General features: G+C 51.1%; 16 protein-coding genes and 1 other RNA gene. 9 read left to right on the top strand and 8 right to left on the bottom strand.

Translation table 11 applies throughout. The features are described from left to right. Positions 1-25 precede the first annotated feature (25 nt). Genes J3999_RS06590 through J3999_RS06560 form a run of 7 tightly spaced genes read left to right on the top strand, consistent with a single transcriptional unit; the run spans position 26 to position 6303 of the window. Positions 26-1279, top strand: a complete 1254-nt coding sequence (locus J3999_RS06590) for an NAD(P)/FAD-dependent oxidoreductase (protein ID WP_208127110.1) — start codon at positions 26-28, stop codon at positions 1277-1279. A 10-nt stretch (positions 1280-1289) separates the two neighbouring features. Next, the gene (locus J3999_RS06585; protein WP_208127109.1) at positions 1290-2531 is read left to right on the top strand and encodes a DUF1116 domain-containing protein; all 1242 of its coding nucleotides are present in this window, start codon (positions 1290-1292) and stop codon (positions 2529-2531) included. Next, positions 2528-3427 carry an ABC transporter permease gene (locus tag J3999_RS06580; protein WP_208127108.1) on the top strand — a complete coding sequence of 300 codons (900 nt, stop codon included), beginning with the start codon at positions 2528-2530 and terminating at the stop codon, positions 3425-3427. Before J3999_RS06585 ends, J3999_RS06580 begins: the two co-directional genes overlap by 4 nt. Then, a complete protein-coding gene (locus tag J3999_RS06575; protein WP_208127107.1) occupies positions 3424-4251 on the top strand; it encodes an ABC transporter ATP-binding protein in 828 nt (275 codons plus the stop codon). Before J3999_RS06580 ends, J3999_RS06575 begins: the two co-directional genes overlap by 4 nt. Positions 4252-4298: 47 nt before the next feature. Next, the gene (locus J3999_RS06570) at positions 4299-4619 is read left to right on the top strand and encodes a 2Fe-2S iron-sulfur cluster-binding protein (protein WP_208127106.1); all 321 of its coding nucleotides are present in this window, start codon (positions 4299-4301) and stop codon (positions 4617-4619) included. Between the two features lie 42 nt (positions 4620-4661). Beyond that, positions 4662-5066: a RidA family protein gene (locus tag J3999_RS06565; RefSeq protein WP_208127105.1), complete on the top strand. Its 405-nt coding sequence runs from the start codon at positions 4662-4664 to the stop codon at positions 5064-5066. Position 5067: 1 nt separating this feature from the next. Beyond that, the gene (locus J3999_RS06560) at positions 5068-6303 is read left to right on the top strand and encodes an NAD(P)/FAD-dependent oxidoreductase (RefSeq protein ID WP_208127104.1); all 1236 of its coding nucleotides are present in this window, start codon (positions 5068-5070) and stop codon (positions 6301-6303) included. 145 nt (positions 6304-6448) lie between these two features. Here the strand turns inward: J3999_RS06560 and J3999_RS06555 are convergent, their stop codons facing one another. The 8 genes from J3999_RS06555 to ssrA all read right to left on the bottom strand — a co-directional run bounded on the left by J3999_RS06555 (position 6449) and on the right by ssrA (position 14473). Further along, the gene (locus tag J3999_RS06555; RefSeq protein ID WP_208127103.1) at positions 6449-8230 is read right to left on the bottom strand and encodes a V-type ATP synthase subunit A; all 1782 of its coding nucleotides are present in this window, start codon (positions 8228-8230) and stop codon (positions 6449-6451) included. Beyond that, entirely contained in the window at positions 8223-8882 is a 660-nt protein-coding gene (locus J3999_RS06550) for a hypothetical protein (protein WP_208127102.1), read from the bottom strand. Before J3999_RS06550 ends, J3999_RS06555 begins: the two co-directional genes overlap by 8 nt. An 8-nt stretch (positions 8883-8890) precedes the next feature. Continuing rightward, positions 8891-9556 carry a hypothetical protein gene (locus tag J3999_RS06545; protein ID WP_208127101.1) on the bottom strand — a complete coding sequence of 222 codons (666 nt, stop codon included), beginning with the start codon at positions 9554-9556 and terminating at the stop codon, positions 8891-8893. Positions 9557-9575: 19 nt separating this feature from the next. Then, positions 9576-10022: an ATP synthase subunit C gene (locus J3999_RS06540; RefSeq protein ID WP_173284622.1), complete on the bottom strand. Its 447-nt coding sequence runs from the start codon at positions 10020-10022 to the stop codon at positions 9576-9578. After that, a complete protein-coding gene (locus J3999_RS06535) occupies positions 10010-11767 on the bottom strand; it encodes a V-type ATP synthase subunit I (RefSeq protein ID WP_208127100.1) in 1758 nt (585 codons plus the stop codon). The genes J3999_RS06540 and J3999_RS06535 overlap by 13 nt, the downstream gene beginning before the upstream one ends. 1 nt (position 11768) lies before the next feature. Next, positions 11769-12383, bottom strand: coding sequence for a V-type ATP synthase subunit D (locus J3999_RS06530; protein WP_208127099.1), 615 nt, complete (start codon positions 12381-12383; stop codon positions 11769-11771). A 2-nt stretch (positions 12384-12385) separates the two neighbouring features. After that, positions 12386-13729 carry a V-type ATP synthase subunit B gene (locus J3999_RS06525; protein ID WP_208127098.1) on the bottom strand — a complete coding sequence of 448 codons (1344 nt, stop codon included), beginning with the start codon at positions 13727-13729 and terminating at the stop codon, positions 12386-12388. Positions 13730-14116: 387 nt separating this feature from the next. Then, positions 14117-14473: a transfer-messenger RNA gene (gene ssrA, locus J3999_RS06520) on the bottom strand. A 199-nt stretch (positions 14474-14672) separates the two neighbouring features. Between ssrA and J3999_RS06515 the strand changes: the two genes are divergently transcribed. Next, a complete protein-coding gene (locus J3999_RS06515) occupies positions 14673-14840 on the top strand; it encodes a hypothetical protein (RefSeq protein ID WP_208127097.1) in 168 nt (55 codons plus the stop codon). 13 nt (positions 14841-14853) lie between these two features. After that, positions 14854-16080 carry a diguanylate cyclase gene (locus J3999_RS06510; RefSeq protein WP_208127096.1) on the top strand — a complete coding sequence of 409 codons (1227 nt, stop codon included), beginning with the start codon at positions 14854-14856 and terminating at the stop codon, positions 16078-16080. The last annotated feature ends 15 nt before the right edge of the window (positions 16081-16095 follow it).

Genomic DNA, 16095 nt, shown 5'->3' with positions numbered 1-16095 from the left:
TGGCAGACGAACAGGGAGCTATTAAATGAGTGAAGTCAAACGATACGATACAGTGATCGTCGGCGCGCGTGCTGCCGGCGCGTCGCTGGCGATTGAGCTGCAAAGATTGGGGCAGAAGGTTGCGGTGGTCGACCGCGCCACTTTCCCTTCAGACATTATGTCCACCCATGTGGTGTATCCGAATACTCTGAAGCGTTTCGAGCGCCTCGGGGTTTTACAGGAAATTCTCGATAACGGTCCGCCGCCGCTGTACACCTCATGGATTCACGAAAACCGCATGTTTGTCGCTCCACATACGCCGGTGGACGGCCGCGATTGGGCCATCTGCGTGCGGCGTATTACTTTGGACGCCATTATGGTTAACAAGGCGCGTGAAGAGGGGGCGGATATTTACGAAGGCTGGACAGTGACCGAACTGCTCGGTTCCGGTAGCGAAGACGATCCGGTAAGCGGTTTTGTCGCCAAAAACGGTGATCAGGTAATTCAGTTTGAAGCGGACACGGTCGCCGGTGCCGACGGTGTCAATTCAACCGTCGCCAGACTGGTCGGCGCGCAAAAGCACAAGGTTATGCCTACCGATACCATGTTGTATTTTGCCTATTGGAAAGGGGTTGATACACGCAATACTCAGGATTTCTTCTTTGAACCGCCTTGGGTACACGCGCATTTTCCCGCCGACAACGGTTATCACGTTGTCACCATGAACGGCCCTCTAAGCGAACGTCCGAAAATCAAAAACATGGACGACTTCTATATGGAGCGTTTGAAGTCGATGCCTGCACTCTGGTCGCGTCTGGAAAATGCGGAGAAAGTGACTCGTGTCAAAGGTACGCCGAAACTTGAAGGCTATTACCGCGATTCCGTCGGTCCCGGCTGGCTATTGGTCGGCGACGCCTCTCATTTCAAACATCCCGCCGGCGCACAAGGAATTGGCGATGCCTTGCATGCCAGTGAAGCGGTCGCGCCGATGATTCTGGCAGGCAATTATCGTACTGAATATCCGAAATGGCGCGAAAGTGTGTCCCGCGAACTGTATGCGTTCTGTAAGCATTTGGCAGAGGTTCCTTCAGACGAAGGTATGCGCAAAGTCATGGATGCGGCAATAGCCGACCCGATTCTGGCTCGCAAACTGGGCGATGTGTGGTGCAGAACCTCGAGCCCGTGGAAGGATGTCATTCCGCGCGCGCCATTCCTTGCCGAAATAATGGGGGAGAGCGTCGACTCGGTGTTGGAACCTTTCGAAGAAGAGAGTTCTGTTCCGCTAGCAGTTACGGCTTGAGGAAGGCGTAATGGTACAGCAGATAAACAATCTCAGCGCGGCCAATCGCCAAGCTTTGGATCACATTGCCGCCTGCGAACCGGTACTCGTCGGCATAGAGCCGGCGCATACCGCACTCGGTTTGCGGGAGCGGGAGCTGGGGCATGCCGGTCCGCCTTTCGCCGATGACGAAATCCTGCCGACAACGGTCCTGAGTGCGTTGGCCGGTGCGGCCGTGATCGAGGGTTGGGCGAAAACAATTCACGAGGCGCGCACTATGATCGAAAGTCGCGAGATCAGATTGCGCAGCAATCACGAATTGGGCACCGTCTCGCCGATGGCCGGAGTGGTTCGGCCGTCACAACCTTTGATGCGGGTGGAAAACCACGCTGGTGACGGCGTCTGTTATGCGACCTTTGCCGAAGGCGGGCGCCGCGCACTGCGTTTCGGCGTTTATGACGATCAGGTCGCCGAACATCTGGCCTTCGTAGAAAACCGCGTGGCTCCTGCTATAGCGGACTGTTTGCCTGAGGAGGGGCTGGCCGTACTGCCGTTAATTGCGCAAGGTGTCACGCTCGGCGACGATGTGCATCAACGCAATGTCGGCGGAATGTATGCCTTTATCAAGGCGCTTCCCGATCTGGACGCGGACGTGCGCAGCTGGTTGCTCGCCAACCCGCAGCATTTTCTCAATTACGCCATGGCGTCCGCCAAACTGTGCCTGGATCAGGCGCGGGGCATTGACGGTTCGAGCATTGTAGTGGCGATTGCCCGTAACGGTAATAAGTGTGGTATTCAGTTGGCGGGCACCGGCGAGAAATGGTTCTGTGCGCCTTCCGGAATTCCCGATGGTGGATTTTATCCGCCATTCACTCTCCAGGATGCGCAGGCCGATCTCGGTGACAGTGCCATTATGGAAGCCTTCGGACTTGGCGGTACCGCAGCGCATTGTGCTCCGCAGCTGGCCGTACTTTTAAAGACGCCCTGGTCCGTGGCGGTAAACGCCGGGCGTTTGCAGCGCAGTTTTTTTATTGCCGCTCATTCGCAAATACACCCGGTATTAGCCGGTGATGATGGCCTCGGTCTGGGGTTGGATGCCTACCGCGTAGTCAGCAGTCGCAGCGGGGTACGTATTCATACCGGAATCGCTCATCGGAACGGTATGACCGGCTGGATCGGCATCGGTGCAGTGGATGCGCCGCTGGACTGTTTTACTCAGGCCTGTAACTACCTTGACAGTGTCACCCCGCAACAATTGGAGAAATGCGTATGACCGGTAATCGACCCGAGTCCGAAATATTTGAAAACGCCGCAGCTGAAAAAGCCACTGCTTCTGCTGCCCCGAAAACACGTGCATCTCGCAGCATCACGGTGAAACCCAGTCGCATGCGATTGGCCTGGAGCGAAGCGGGTTGGTTGCTGTTCGCCTGGTTGCTGATTGCCGCGCTTTGGGAATTGGGGGCTTATACCGAAGTGCTTAATCCGCGGATTTTGCCGCCTCCGAGTGAAACCATACCTTATCTATTGCAGGGACCCGCACCGGCTGGCATCGGCGCACAGCGCACGACATTTCTGGGCGCTATTTTCGATACCTTAAGCCGCGTCGCTATCGGTTATCTTCTGGGGATCTTGGCGGCACTGCTGGTTGGTGCGCTGATCGTACGTTATAAGCCGTTGCGCCGTGTTTGTTTTCCAATTGTACAGACTCTGGCTCCGGTCTCTCCTGTGGCCTGGATTCCGTTTGCCATCGCACTGGTCGGGATCGGTTCACCGGCAGCGATTTTTGTGGTCTTTATGGCGATTTTCGGCTCGATGACGGTCTCGGCGGTCGCCGCTTTCGACAGTGTTCCGGAAGAGATGCTGAAAGTGGGGCGCAGTCTTGGAACCAGCAGCACGCATATGTGGACTCGTGTCATTATCCCGGCAGCCGCGCCCGATTTAATGGTCATGGCACGCATGAGTTTCTTTGCCGCGTGGATGGCGGTGCTGGCCGGAGAGATGGCCGGTATCAATTCCGGACTCGGATATCTGATTATTCTCGGCCAGCAGATGTACAACATGAAACTGGTGATGGTGGGGATTATCACCATTGGTGTTCTGGGATTTGTTATTGATCGACTGCTGTTGCTGATTCAGCGTCGTTTGTTGTGGTGGGAGTACCGTCGATGAGCAATATAAACGAAAAAAAGCGCCGTCCGACACAGGTCGTATTTGAAAACGTCAGTAAAAGTTTTGGCGAAAAAAAGGCGACACAGGATGTCTCGCTCAAGGTGCCCGGTGGTAGTTTTACGGTGATTATCGGTCCCAGCGGCTGCGGCAAAAGCACCATGCTCGGTCTTGCCGCGGGACTGGATGAACCGAGCGAAGGTTACGTGTTTGTCGGAGGGCGTGAAGTGGCCGGGCCGACGGAGAATGTGGCGCTGCTGTTCCAGCATTATAACCTGTTTCCATGGTTGTCCGCCTGCGACAACGTCGCCTTTGCATTTCGCAATCGCGGTATGCCGCGCAAGGAGGCGAGACAACGGGCAATGGAGCTACTGGCGAATGTCGGGCTTGAGGACTATGCGGACAAGGTTCCGGACGAACTCAGCGGCGGTATGAAACAGAGGGTGGCGCTGGTGCGTGCGTTTGCGATGCAACCGGGACTGCTGTTGATGGACGAACCCTTTGCCGCACTCGATCATCAGACTCGGCGCATTATGCAGAATTATCTGCTGATGACCTGGCAGGCCACCGACGCCACGGTGATTATGGTGACGCACGATCTCGACGAAGCCCTCTATCTGGCGGATCGTCTGGTCCTGTTTTCGGGTTCGCCCGGCACGATCAGTGAGGTCATCGACATCGATGTCCCGCGACCTCGTCGACTCGACGAAGCTTCGCTGGCCTCCATTCGACAACGCTTGGAAGCGCATTTGGAAAAAGAGGTCGCCTATGACGAATTCACAGAAGCTGAACTGGCTCAGGTGATGGGTTTCGCGGCTCAGTCGTAGAAGTAGATTTAAGCGAATTTAACTAATCAATCCAATAGGAGATATTAATGCAAATTACATTTTTGTCCTTTGACGGCACATCTTACACCGTCGATGCCGACGAAGGCATGACGGCGATGGAAGCGGCGATCAATAACGGCATCGACGGTATTGAGGGCGATTGCGGCGGTAACTGTAACTGTGCGACCTGCCACGTATTTGTCGACCCGAAGTGGAGTCAACAGGTGGGGGAAGCCTCTCCCATGGAAGAAGCTTTGCTGGCTTCGCGCTCCGATCTTGCGGAAAACAGCCGTCTGGCCTGCCAGATAAATCTGGTGCCGGAGCTTGATGGGCTGGTATTGCAGATGCCTGAATCGCAATTCATTTAAAACTCTATTTTCACTGTAACGGCAATTTCTAAGGAGCTGATTTTGGAAGGTATTACACATCATTTTGTCGAAACCGCTGCGCCACCGGCGTCGCCTTATCATCACGCGGTAGAAGCGGCCGGCTGGCTGCATGTAACCGGTCAGTTGCCCACCGACCCGAAAGATCCGCAAGCGCCTTTGCCGGATGATATACAGGCACAGACAAAGCTGGTGTTCGAGAATCTGCGACTGATTCTTGAGCACGCAGGGTACACTTTTGACAATGTCATGTTTCTGCGTATCTACATGACGCATTTCAAACGGGATTTCCACGCCATGAACGAGATTATTGTCGGCCATTTTAAGAAAGAGTATCTGCCCGGTCGTACGACTTTCGGCGTGGCTGAATTGGGTCGGGACGCGCTGGTCGAGATTGATCTGGTTGCTTATAAAAAGCCGGTTGATTGATATGAGTGATGCAGGTGTCGTTATTGTCGGTGCGGGACTGGCCGGTGCAACGGTCGCGACCGGTTTGGCTCAGGCAGGCTATTCGGGCACGATCACGCTGATCGGTGAGGAAGCCTATGCGCCGTATCAGCGTCCGCCTCTATCTAAAGGCGTTATCAATGGCGAGATTGGTGTCGATGCGTTGCTGGTCAAACCGGAATCCTATTATGCACAGAAGCAGATACAGTTAATAAAAGGCTGTCGGGTGCAATCTATTCAGGCGGAAGAGTGTCGTGTGCGCTTGGATGACGGTGAGCAATTAAGTTATAGCTCTCTGGTGTTGAGCACCGGTTCTCGACCGCGTGACCTGCCGATCAAAGGAGTGGGCTTGAAGCATGTGTTTTCCTTGCGTGGCATCGACGATGCGCAGGCGATCAAGGACGCTTTGCCTGAGAAGGGGCGGTTGGTAATTATCGGTGCCGGTTATGTGGGGTTGGAACTGGCCGCATCCTGTGTCAAACAAGGACTGGATGTGACCGTACTGGAACGCGCCAGCCGGGTAATGGAGCGCAGCGCATCGCCGCAGGTGTCTGAATACTATCAGAGTATGCATGAAGCGGCTGGTGTGAAGGTAGTGTGCAACGTCAATGTGTCGGCATTGCAAGGCGAACACCAGGTGATGGCGGTTGAGGCCGAGGACGGGCTTACCTGGCCTGCAGACGTCGTGGTAATTGGCATAGGTGCCGTTGCCAATACCGAACTTGCTCAGAAGGCAGGGCTGAAATGCGACGACGGGATTGTGATCGATGATCAGTGTCGCAGCAGTCATGCAAACATCTTTGCGGCCGGCGATTGTACGCGTCAGATTCATGCTTTATTGCAAACTTCCTTGCGCTTGGAGTCAGTACAGAATGCAACCGCTCAGGCTCGTATGATCGTCGCTCAGATTATGAATAAGCCGGCGCCACGCAGCGAAGTTCCCTGGTTCTGGTCCGATCAGTTCGATATTCGTTTACAGATTGCCGGTATCGTGCGGCCGGATTACACCTCTATGCTGCGCGGTGATCCTTCCAGCGGCAGTTTCTCTGTTCTGCATATGATGGGAGATCGATTGCAGGCTCTGGAAGCGATCAATAGTCCGATGGATTTTACGCTGGGCAAAAGGTTGATCGGCGAACAGATTCCGGTAAACACGGATTCAATTATCGACGAGAGTATTCCTTTATACCCACAGCCGGTAATGCCCAAGTCGGGTTGAGACGATCCGGAGACATTCTGTTTTGCGAGAAAAAAACCGGCTCAAGCCGGTTTTAAGCGTTCGTTGAATTTAAGGTTTAATTTTTGATGGGGGATTTCTGCTAGGCAGAAAAACCGGTTTTTGAACAAGATGATTCAAGCAGTATTTAATATGCTTCAATCATCTTGTTGATTTCATTTAAATGCTTGTTGTACTCACCTGAGGCATAGACTGAGTAGTTCATATTCTTGAAAATACCGGTGATTTTCGTAAAAAATGCGCTGGCGTCCTGTTTCTCATTAAACTCAAAATCTGTATCGACAATTTTCTTCAACAGGGTGAAGTTTTCTTTCTGGCGATTTAGGTCAACCGAGACATCGACCGGGTCGAAGGCGTCTTGCTGAAGATAGACCAGATCAAGCATTTTTGCTTTTTGGAAGAGGATGAAGTCATCCTGGGTTATCCCTTCTTCGCCGGTTACCTGCATCATTTGTTCGATACCTTCCGCTTTGACCAGTATCTCTCGCACTCGTTCTATACTGTCTGTCCAGTCCGGGGCGATATGTTTATCAAAATAGTCCTTTAACTGCAGCCCGTAACGCGACCATGAGATAAGCGGATCGATGGCAGGGTAGTAGCGTTTATAGGCACGGTCATAGGAAAGACCAAGGAAGGTTTTTACGGTACCTAAGGTTGATTGGGTAACCGGTTCTTCAAAGTTACCGCCCGCAGGAGAGACGGTACCGATAAGCGTCAGACTGCCTTTTTGACGATCAAGATTTTCAATTACGCCGGCGCGTTCGTAAATGTTCTTGATAGCCGAGTCGAGATAGGCAGGAAAGGCCTCTTCGCCGGGAATTTCTTCCAGTCGTCCTGATGTTTCACGCATCGCCTGGGCCCAGCGCGACGTGGAGTCCGCCAGAACCAGAGTGTCGTAACCCATTTGGCGGTAGTATTCGGCCAAGGTAACGCCCATATAGATAGAGGCTTCACGGGCGGCAACCGGCATGGATGAGGTATTACAGATAACAATGGTGCGTTCCATCAAAGTCCCTTCACCTTTCGGGTCTTTCATCTCGGCAAAGGTTTCAATGGTTTCCACCACCTCGCCAGCACGTTCGCCACAGGCGACTACGATAACGATATCCGCCGATGAATAACGCGATATCAAACTTTGCAGTACCGTCTTGCCCGCTCCGAATGGACCGGGAATACAAGCAGTACCGCCTTTGGCAATCGGGAAAAAGGTGTCGATCAGACGCAGAGTGGTAATAAGGGGTTCATCGGGAAATTTTCGTTCGGCAATGCGTTTTTCAATCAGTTTCTCCGGGATCGGGATGCGCACCGGCCATTTTTGTTTCAGGGTAATGACTTCTTCGCGCCCCTGTTGATCTCGAATACGGGCAATCGGTTCATCGACGCTGAAGCTGCCGCCCTGAATCCAAGTGATTTCCGCTTCGCCCTTAAGGTTGAATGGCGCCATGATTTTGTGTGTAAAACGGCCTTCCTGAACGGTGCCGATGGGTTGACTGGCAATCACTTTTTCCCCAGAACGAACCAGAGGGTTGAATGCCCATTTGTGCACATTGTCCAAGGCATTCAAATACTTGCCACGAGGGAGAAAGAAACCGTGGGCGCTTGCCACCGAATGCAGCGGGTTTTGCAAGCCGTCATAGACTTTCCCGAGCAGGCCGGGTCCCAGTTCCGCGGAAAGCAGTTCTCCGGTCAGTTGAACCTGATCGCCGACTTTGACGCCTGCGGTTTCTTCATAAACCTGCAGGTCGGCCGTTTTGCCGCGGATGCGCAGGACTTCGGCTTTGAGTTGTTCGTCACCGACATGCACATAGGCCACTTCATTTTTCATCAGGTGGCCATGAGGATGTTCAATGGAAACGATATTGCCGTTTACACCAGTGACTTTGGCAAAAGGAATATTTTGTTCAGACATGATTACCTAAGGCCTCTTCTAAAAGTAAGTTGAATTGGGTTTTTCCCTGTTCGCTGTTCTGTTTTTGCCAACCGTGAATCAGGTGCCAGCGGGCGTTATAGAGGATTACCGCCTCAAAGCTGAAAGTGTAGTTCAATGACTTGCGCAGCAGATATTGCCAAAGAATATCGACCGTCTTGTGGTGTACGCCTTTTACGTCCTTGGCTTCAAGCAGACTATGCAGGTCGTTGACCCATGGGTAACGCGCCGACATGCCGAGATCGGTTTGATCCCAGTGACGCTTTACATGGCGGTGCCACCAGCTGTCGACGGATGGCGGAAATGGCCGACCTGCCTGGCGCAGGCGTAATGCGGCATTGATGAAACGCACATTCATCATATGCAGCACCAGGTTGCGGGAGAGCGGGTTGTCAATCTCGTCAAGAAATGTTTTCAGGACTTCGACCACTTCAAGGTCAGTATGCTGCTGAGGATGATGCTCCCAATGGAAAAATTTCTGTAATGCCGCCAGTGTCTTCGCATCTTCTTTTTCCAGCATTTGCAGGCGTTGCTCCAGACGCAGTTGGCTAATCGGCTCATAGTTGGGCGTGTCAAAGCGTGCGGGTAGATTGGGCAGACTGGAAATGAGCGTGAAGTATTGGTGGCTTTGCATAGTCATACCTATTTAATACTGCCTTCGAGAAGAGCGCGGAAGCGGGGCAACAGATGTTCCAGAAATAGGGTCGTTATGGCTTGCGTGCTGAGATCAATTTCAATATCTTCATCCACCAGGCGGATGCGTACACCATCACCGGCATGGCTGCCGATCGTGACGCCTTCGCGTAGCATTTCCGCCGAGACGGAGAGTACGAAATGGCTCAAGGTTCCTTCTTGAACGTTTTCAGGATGCAGGCGCAGTTCTTTTAAGCCGATGACGTCTTCCGGCAGCAGTAATTCGAAGGTAGCGGTTTCTTGCGTCGGGCGGGCTTTGCCGGCAATTTCCAGGATCACTCTTTGCAGCAGATCTTCGTCGCGTAAGTGATGGGATACCAAACCATGTACCTGCTCGCTGAACTGGTGGGAGAGGGTTTCTTTAAGTTCCAAAATCGCATCGCGGGCTGCCAGATTCATGGCATCGCGTCCCGCTTTTTCCAATTGTTCCCTTTCGTGACGCGCCTGACTGATAATCAATTCGGCTTCCTGTTTGGCTGAGGTGATAATGTCATGCGCTTCTTTTTTGGCGTTATTGGTTATTTCTTCGGCTTGATGACGACCTTCTTCGATCCCTTTTTCCCGCAAACGATCTACCAGATCCTGCACGCCGGAAGAGAGTTGTTCGTTAGACATAGACTATCTCCTCTGGCGGCTAGGCTGGAATTCCGCCACTGATAACCAGGGCGAAGATGAAGGCAAATACCGCAAAGCCTTCAACAATGGCGGCCGGCGCAATCGAGAGACCAAACACTTCCGGTTTGCTCTTACTGACATGGATGGCTGAAGCACAGGCATCACCCTGACGCATACCACTCCAGAGCAGTGCAAAACCGGACAGTACGCCTATCGCGAACAGGCCGGGAGCGTTATCGATGGTTACTGCGCGTTCCAGGGTAAACATAATGACGATACCGTAAATGGTCTGAGATGAGGGCATTGCCGATACACCGATAAAGCGGCCATGTCCCGTTTCCGTATCCAGCAAGGCGCCACAGGCTGCCTGACCGGCACGGGCACAGCCGATAATACTGCCGATGGCCCCTAGAGCCATCGGTGCATAAATTCCAATCCAGCCTAAGGTGGTGATTAGCGCTTCCATTGTTTTACCTCGCGTTTAATAAAAGGTTGAAAAGGGTAGCCTTCGTCTTTCAGCCCCCAGTTAAAGAATTCGATGACGTTCAGACGCAGCCCGTGTACCACGCCGCTCATAATGGCAAGAAGCAGGTTTAAACCGTGACCGAGAATGTAAATAAGAATCGCGAAGAACACGCCGATACCGGGCATGCTTTGCATCACATCGGATGCCAGTTCATTGAAGGTGATCGCCAGCTGGGCACTTGCCAGCCCCAGCGCGAATAAGCGTAAGTAGCTCAATACGTCAGAAAAGGCTTGCGATACATTGGTTAGAGCCATCAGGCCGCCAAGGAGGCGTTTCAAAGCGTTGTCGTTCGGACTGCTGAACCACAGGATCGTCAATCCGCCCAATCCCATTACAACGAATCCGCTGTTGCTTCCTTGCCAGACAATCAGACCGCCGACAAAAACCGCAATCCAACCCAGATTCGCTTTGGCGCTTTCCCGGTCGCGGTTCTGCCAGAACTGCATCGCATTGGCGAGAATCAAATGGCTGACACCCAGCAGAATGGATACGGCCATCATCTGGCCATGGTCGTTCATATTGAGTATTTTCAAATGATGCCAGAAGCTCTCTTCGGCTGGCGTATGGCCGAAATAACTGCCGACCATGACGCCATAGCCGATGGTTCCGGCGACGAGTGCCGCAAACAGATATTTAAAGCGCGAGAATTTTCCTTTGGACAAGGGACGCCAATAGAGCAGCAGCATCAGACCGAAAATCAGACCATAACCGGCATCGGCAATAATCATCGAGAAGAACAGGGTGAAGGAGACAAACAATATACCGGATGGATCCCATTGGGAATAAGCCGGGGTGGAGTAGAAATTCACCATGTCTTCACCCGCCGAGAGTTTCTCGGTGTTTTTCATCAGTGTGGGCGGACGATCTTTGATATCGGCTTCAATTTGGTGAACGGCCAGACCTTTTTCTTTAGCCAACCTTTTCAGTGTTTCATGTTGATCCACCGGTGCCCAGCCTTGAACGATAAATACTTCGCCGTCGACCTGGGTCATTTGCTCTGCCAGAGCAAGAGACGCTCTGTCGTCTGCGGCGTCAATGCGTTTGCCAAACAGGTCAATCCAGCGGGTGAGTCCAACCCTTTGCCAGAACTGCTCTTCGAGTTCGACTTCGCTGGCATCCAGACGTTCTTGCAGTTCCGATAAGGGGACATTCCCGGTATGCGTTCGAGGTACCGGCATTTTAACGGGTTCTTCATCCGCAATGAACACGACATAGCTAAAACGGTTGTCTTTAAAAACCACTTGCCAGGGCTCTTCTTTGCTTTCAATCTCGTCCATTTTGTAGTGCGGCACGATATAGAACCAGAAACGGCGCTCTTCCAGCTCCTGATAGGGGTGTAAAACAAACTCGCCCCACGGCGATAGCTCTTTGATGCGCTTGCGTAAAAATTCCTGCTCGTTTTCCAGATCATTAATGCGTTTTTTGATATCCAGAGTCAGGGTCTGTACCTGATCGAAATCGAAGTTCTTTTCATCATGGTTCTGACGCAGTTTGGACGGACAGCCGCTGAGATAACGATAAGCTTCGCGGGCTTCTTTGGAGATAAATACCGGAATTTCATCCTGTAGCTCAGGGTTCAGGTCCAGCAGATGCATGCATCCCAGCTCCTGCAATTCTTCCAGTGCTTCCCTGCGTTGGGCCAAAGGGCCCATAAATGTGACTTTATTCAGGCGTACGATGGACATTTTAAGCTCCTCCAGTGGTTGAGCTTAAGGTTTTCTTCTTAGCGAACTTGGCGCGAATCACCGAGGCCCGATCCGAATCATCCAGGAAAATTTTGATTTTGCGTATATCGTCATTGGTCTCGGGGATCAGACGTTTCTCGAACAAGTTGACCCGCTGAGTTATTTTGCGCACCGCTTCTTGCAGAATGGCCGTTCGCTTATCGCCGACGGCCGCTTTAGCACGCAGAATGGCCACTTCTTTAAGCGTTTCAACCAGAGCATCGACCCAGTAAGGGTTAGCCAGCATGGAATAACTTTCCAAAGCAAAATGGGTGTCTACATATAATGGAAGGGTGACGCCGAGCAGGTTCTGCTCGGCTTCATCAATGCCGGTGACCTTTACCAGACCGTTTACTTTGATGTCGGCATTGGCGAGCAATCCGATCCAATCTTGCGCCTGTGCCAGATGCTCTTCTATTGCCTGTAGGTGCGCATCGGTTTCCGCCCGGGCTTTTTGTAATTCAAGCATTAACTGTTGACGTTTCAAGTCCAAAGAAGGCAGATAGCGTTTGTACATTCCCAGCTTGTCGCGGGATTGTTTTAGGGCGGTTTTGTTTAAAGCAATTTTGGCCGCCATAATCAGCTCGCCTTGTCTTGTGTCTGCTCGTCATCGTCAGGGAAGTATTTATCGATCAGCGCTTCTTTCATCAGTAACTCGTCTCGAGAGAAGCATTGCGCCAATATTTGCCAGCCAAGATCCAATGCGTCGTTTAAAGGAAGGGATACGTCGATGTCCATAAAGTTTTCGGTAAACATTTCACCGAACTGCAAGCAACGCTCGTCAAAGTCAGACAGCTCAAAAGCCATGGCACGCTTTTTCTCGGCCTCTTTGGCGTTCGAATAAAAGCGGATCATGGTATTCATTAACTGCGAATGGTCTTCACGGGTTACCTTGCCGATCACCTGTTGCTTAAGACGTGATAGTGAGCCGAAGGGATCCAGCATGCCGTCGTGCAGATAAAACTGACCTTCGGTGATATAACCGGTATTGTCCGGTACCGGGTGTGTCACGTCATTCCCCGGCATAGTGGTGACGGTTAGGATGGTGACAGAACCGGCGCCCTGATAATCGCAGGCGCGTTCGTAACGCACTGCCAGCTGCGAGTACAGATCGCCCAGATAGCCGCGGTTGGAAGGGACATATTCCATTGCAATCCCGATCTCTTTCATGGCATCGGCATAGGCGGTCATATCCGTCATCAGCACCAGAACCCGTTTGCCTTCTTCCACGGCAAAGCGCTCGGCCACTTTAAGCGCCATATCCGGTACCAGCAGGCGTTCTACGATCGGGTCGGAAGCCAGATTGACAAACATAACCGTACGCGCGAATACACCTTCGTCTTCAAACGTTTTACGGAAATAGTGATAGTCGTCGTAAATCAGGCCCAGACCGCCAAACACCACGATATCCGCTTCCGCCTGAATACCGATACGCGCCAGCAAATGGTTGTAGGGTTCGCCGGCAATAGAAAAAATCGGAATCTTCTGACTTTCCACCAAGCTGTTGAACATATCGATCATTGGAATGTGGGTATGTACCATTTTGCTTGGAAGGACGCGCTTGACAGGGTTTACCGTCGGGCCGCCAATATCGACTTGAGGATCGGCATCAAGAGAAGGGCCGCTGTCCAGAGAGGTTCCTGAACCGCCAAATACCCGACCAAGAATATTCGGGGAATAGGTCACCTGCATGGGGTGGCCGAGAAACTGCACCTGAGCTTTGGTCGACAAGCCGCGGGCACCAGAGAAAACCTGCATGGAAACCACATCGCCTTCCAGGCGTATTACCTGAGCCAACGATTGCTCGCCATCGTGGTTCTCCACTATGGCCAAATCACCATAGGCGATATTGTCAGCTTTTACCTTAATGATATCGCCAATGATTTCGACCACTTGCGTATAGCGAGCCAGTTTATTCAACACAGGTTTTTCCCCTTTGAAAAACTAAGGAATTTATAGTTAACAATTTTTTTTATATGGTGGCAAGGTTTTTAATAGGCTAAGTAGTTTTTCGGGTGAGTTAGGCAAAGAAGGAACCATAAAACGACGTAAAAATTGCCATTGTTCACATAGGTCAAAACTAGCAACAGGTTGATTATGCCAAGCGTTTTTTCATTAAAAAATGATGGGGCGCAAGTGAGCGTGCATGGCCTTGAGAATTGTTAGGCGAATGTTGATTCAGAAGGCTTTTCAGGTGCAATACGATCAGATCAAATGCAGAGCGTATAACAGTCGAGAATTTATTGTTTGAAAGAGAATGGAAATAAAAAAGCCCGAACGATTCCTAATCAATCGTTCGGGCTTCAGAATTGGTGGAGCTGGGGGGAGTCGAACCCCCGTCCGCAAAGCCGCCATCTAAAAATCTACATGTTTATTTGGTCTATTAATTTAACTTGAATGCTGCCCGACCAGCAGGGATCACACCAAGCGAGTTTGTTAAGTTTAGTGGTACGTACCCAAACACGCACGCAACACGATCCTTTGTAAGTCGATACAGGCTAGGGGCCAAAGGCAACGGGTCTAGCCTGCACTAGCGGGATTAAGCCGCTAGAGCGTAGTTATCGTCGTTTGCAACTATAACAAAAGTGAAATAAAGATTTACGTGCATCATTCAGGCACGACATGCATTTTAAACTTTGAACTCCCCGTCGAAACCAGTGCAGCCCCAATAGAAAGATCGGTGTTTATTTAAAGATGGGTATTATAGTGAAATTTTCAAGGGATTACAGCGACACTTTAGAGATTTATTTCGAGATTCAGCGCTTTCCGAGAAAGGAATAGACATTTGTCAGTGCTTAAATTATCTTTACCTCATAGGTCTTAAATGAAATCCGCCTAGCATTTGGATGTCGTATGGAGCGATTGAATGGCGATGCGGGTTTCTCGATATCAAATGGTACAAGGGAATGATGCCGAAATTGTTACAGCAGGGCGTTTTAAGTTATCAGCAACGGTTGGCCGCGAGAATTCGCTGGTTTGTTTTAATTCTGTTTATGCCGGTGTTGATGTTGCTGATTTTTCATTTCCTGATTAAGGAAAATTGGGCAATGGTGACGGCATTTTCGATTTCCCTGTTCGGTTTTCTCGCCAGTTATCATTTTCATCAGAAGCATTCCGATGGCCTTTCTTCCCTGATTTTGCTCAGTTCGCTGTATATTCTTTATCTGCTCAGTCTGTTTGCGGTTTCCGAAGGACAGCAGCAGATTTACTACTGGGTACTGGTTCTGCCGATACTCAATATTTTTATCAACCGTTTTACGCATCAGCTGGTCTGGCTGGTGATTCTGTTGATTCCTCTATTGCTGCCAGGCTGGTTTGCCGAGGCATCGTTTGAAGGCAGTTATACCAATATTGCCGTAGCGCTGATTGTTATCAGCATTATGTTGTATTTTGTGAAGGAGTTTTTTTTACGATCCGAGCAGAATATTCATCACCTTAACCGCGAACTGGAATATCAGCAGAAGATTGTCGACAGCAGCGTTCCAATGCTGAAAATGGATCTTAATGGTCAGATCACTTACGCCAGTCTGGCGATATCGCGCATTCTGGGGCGTAGTGTCAGCAATATCGTCGGCAAGAATTATACGGATTTGAAATTGATTTCCCTGAGCAACGACCCCCAGGTTTGGTTGTCGGAACGTAAATTCTGGGGAGGGATTCTGTACTCGGAAGTCGGGCCGAAAAGCTATTGGCTGGATGCGATGATTCGCCCGGAATACGATGCGTTTTCCAACAAAACCGGTTATCTGTTGATTGCGGAAAATATTACCCGTCAACAGTCTCTGGAGAAGCAGGCTAACCACGACCAGCTGACCGGTGCGCTAAACCGTCGTGTTTTTGATGAGTTTATCTTCCAGACTATCGAAGAGTTCAACCGTCATAAGGATCCGGTCTGTCTGGTATTGTGCGATATCGATCATTTCAAAGAGGTTAATGACACCTTTGGTCATTTAACGGGCGACGATATCCTCAAGGAATTCTATAAGTTAATGGAAGAAAATCTGCGGCAGACGGATTCTTTGGCGCGTTGGGGCGGAGAGGAGTTTGCAATCCTGCTACCTATGACCGATGTGAATCAGGCGCTTATCGTGATTGAGAAATTGCGCCAAAAAGTCGAAGAGAATGTTTGGCCGAAAAATATCACGCTTACCTCCAGTTTCGGGATCTGTCAGCTGCAGCAGGGATGGTCGTCGAAAGAGTGGTTTGAGCAAACGGACAGCGCCTTATATCAGGCAAAAGATGAAGGACGTAACCGGGTTATCGTCTGTTCATAATCAACAGCGTTTAGT

This window comes from Thiomicrorhabdus sp. 6S3-12 (assembly GCF_017571475.1).
Taxonomy (GTDB): Bacteria; Pseudomonadota; Gammaproteobacteria; order Thiomicrospirales; family Thiomicrospiraceae; genus Thiomicrorhabdus.
The sequence above is the reverse complement of the archived record's forward strand: the minus strand, read 5'-3'. Positions and strand labels throughout refer to the sequence as shown.

What these genes read in the sequence shown, in the direction of transcription:
- J3999_RS06590 (WP_208127110.1), top strand. Translation starts at nt 26, where the DNA reads ATGAGTGAAGTCAAACGATACGATACAGTGATCGTCGGCGCGCGTGCT.
- J3999_RS06585 (WP_208127109.1), top strand. Translation starts at nt 1,290, where the DNA reads ATGGTACAGCAGATAAACAATCTCAGCGCGGCCAATCGCCAAGCTTTG.
- J3999_RS06580 (WP_208127108.1), top strand. Translation starts at nt 2,528, where the DNA reads ATGACCGGTAATCGACCCGAGTCCGAAATATTTGAAAACGCCGCAGCT.
- J3999_RS06575 (WP_208127107.1), top strand. Translation starts at nt 3,424, where the DNA reads ATGAGCAATATAAACGAAAAAAAGCGCCGTCCGACACAGGTCGTATTT.
- J3999_RS06570 (WP_208127106.1), top strand. Translation starts at nt 4,299, where the DNA reads ATGCAAATTACATTTTTGTCCTTTGACGGCACATCTTACACCGTCGAT.
- J3999_RS06560 (WP_208127104.1), top strand. Translation starts at nt 5,068, where the DNA reads ATGAGTGATGCAGGTGTCGTTATTGTCGGTGCGGGACTGGCCGGTGCA.
- J3999_RS06555 (WP_208127103.1), bottom strand. Translation starts at nt 8,230, where the DNA reads ATGTCTGAACAAAATATTCCTTTTGCCAAAGTCACTGGTGTAAACGGC.
- J3999_RS06550 (WP_208127102.1), bottom strand. Translation starts at nt 8,882, where the DNA reads ATGCAAAGCCACCAATACTTCACGCTCATTTCCAGTCTGCCCAATCTA.
- J3999_RS06545 (WP_208127101.1), bottom strand. Translation starts at nt 9,556, where the DNA reads ATGTCTAACGAACAACTCTCTTCCGGCGTGCAGGATCTGGTAGATCGT.
- J3999_RS06540 (WP_173284622.1), bottom strand. Translation starts at nt 10,022, where the DNA reads ATGGAAGCGCTAATCACCACCTTAGGCTGGATTGGAATTTATGCACCG.
- J3999_RS06535 (WP_208127100.1), bottom strand. Translation starts at nt 11,767, where the DNA reads ATGTCCATCGTACGCCTGAATAAAGTCACATTTATGGGCCCTTTGGCC.
- J3999_RS06530 (WP_208127099.1), bottom strand. Translation starts at nt 12,383, where the DNA reads ATGGCGGCCAAAATTGCTTTAAACAAAACCGCCCTAAAACAATCCCGC.
- J3999_RS06515 (WP_208127097.1), top strand. Translation starts at nt 14,673, where the DNA reads ATGGCGATGCGGGTTTCTCGATATCAAATGGTACAAGGGAATGATGCC.
- J3999_RS06510 (WP_208127096.1), top strand. Translation starts at nt 14,854, where the DNA reads ATGGTGACGGCATTTTCGATTTCCCTGTTCGGTTTTCTCGCCAGTTAT.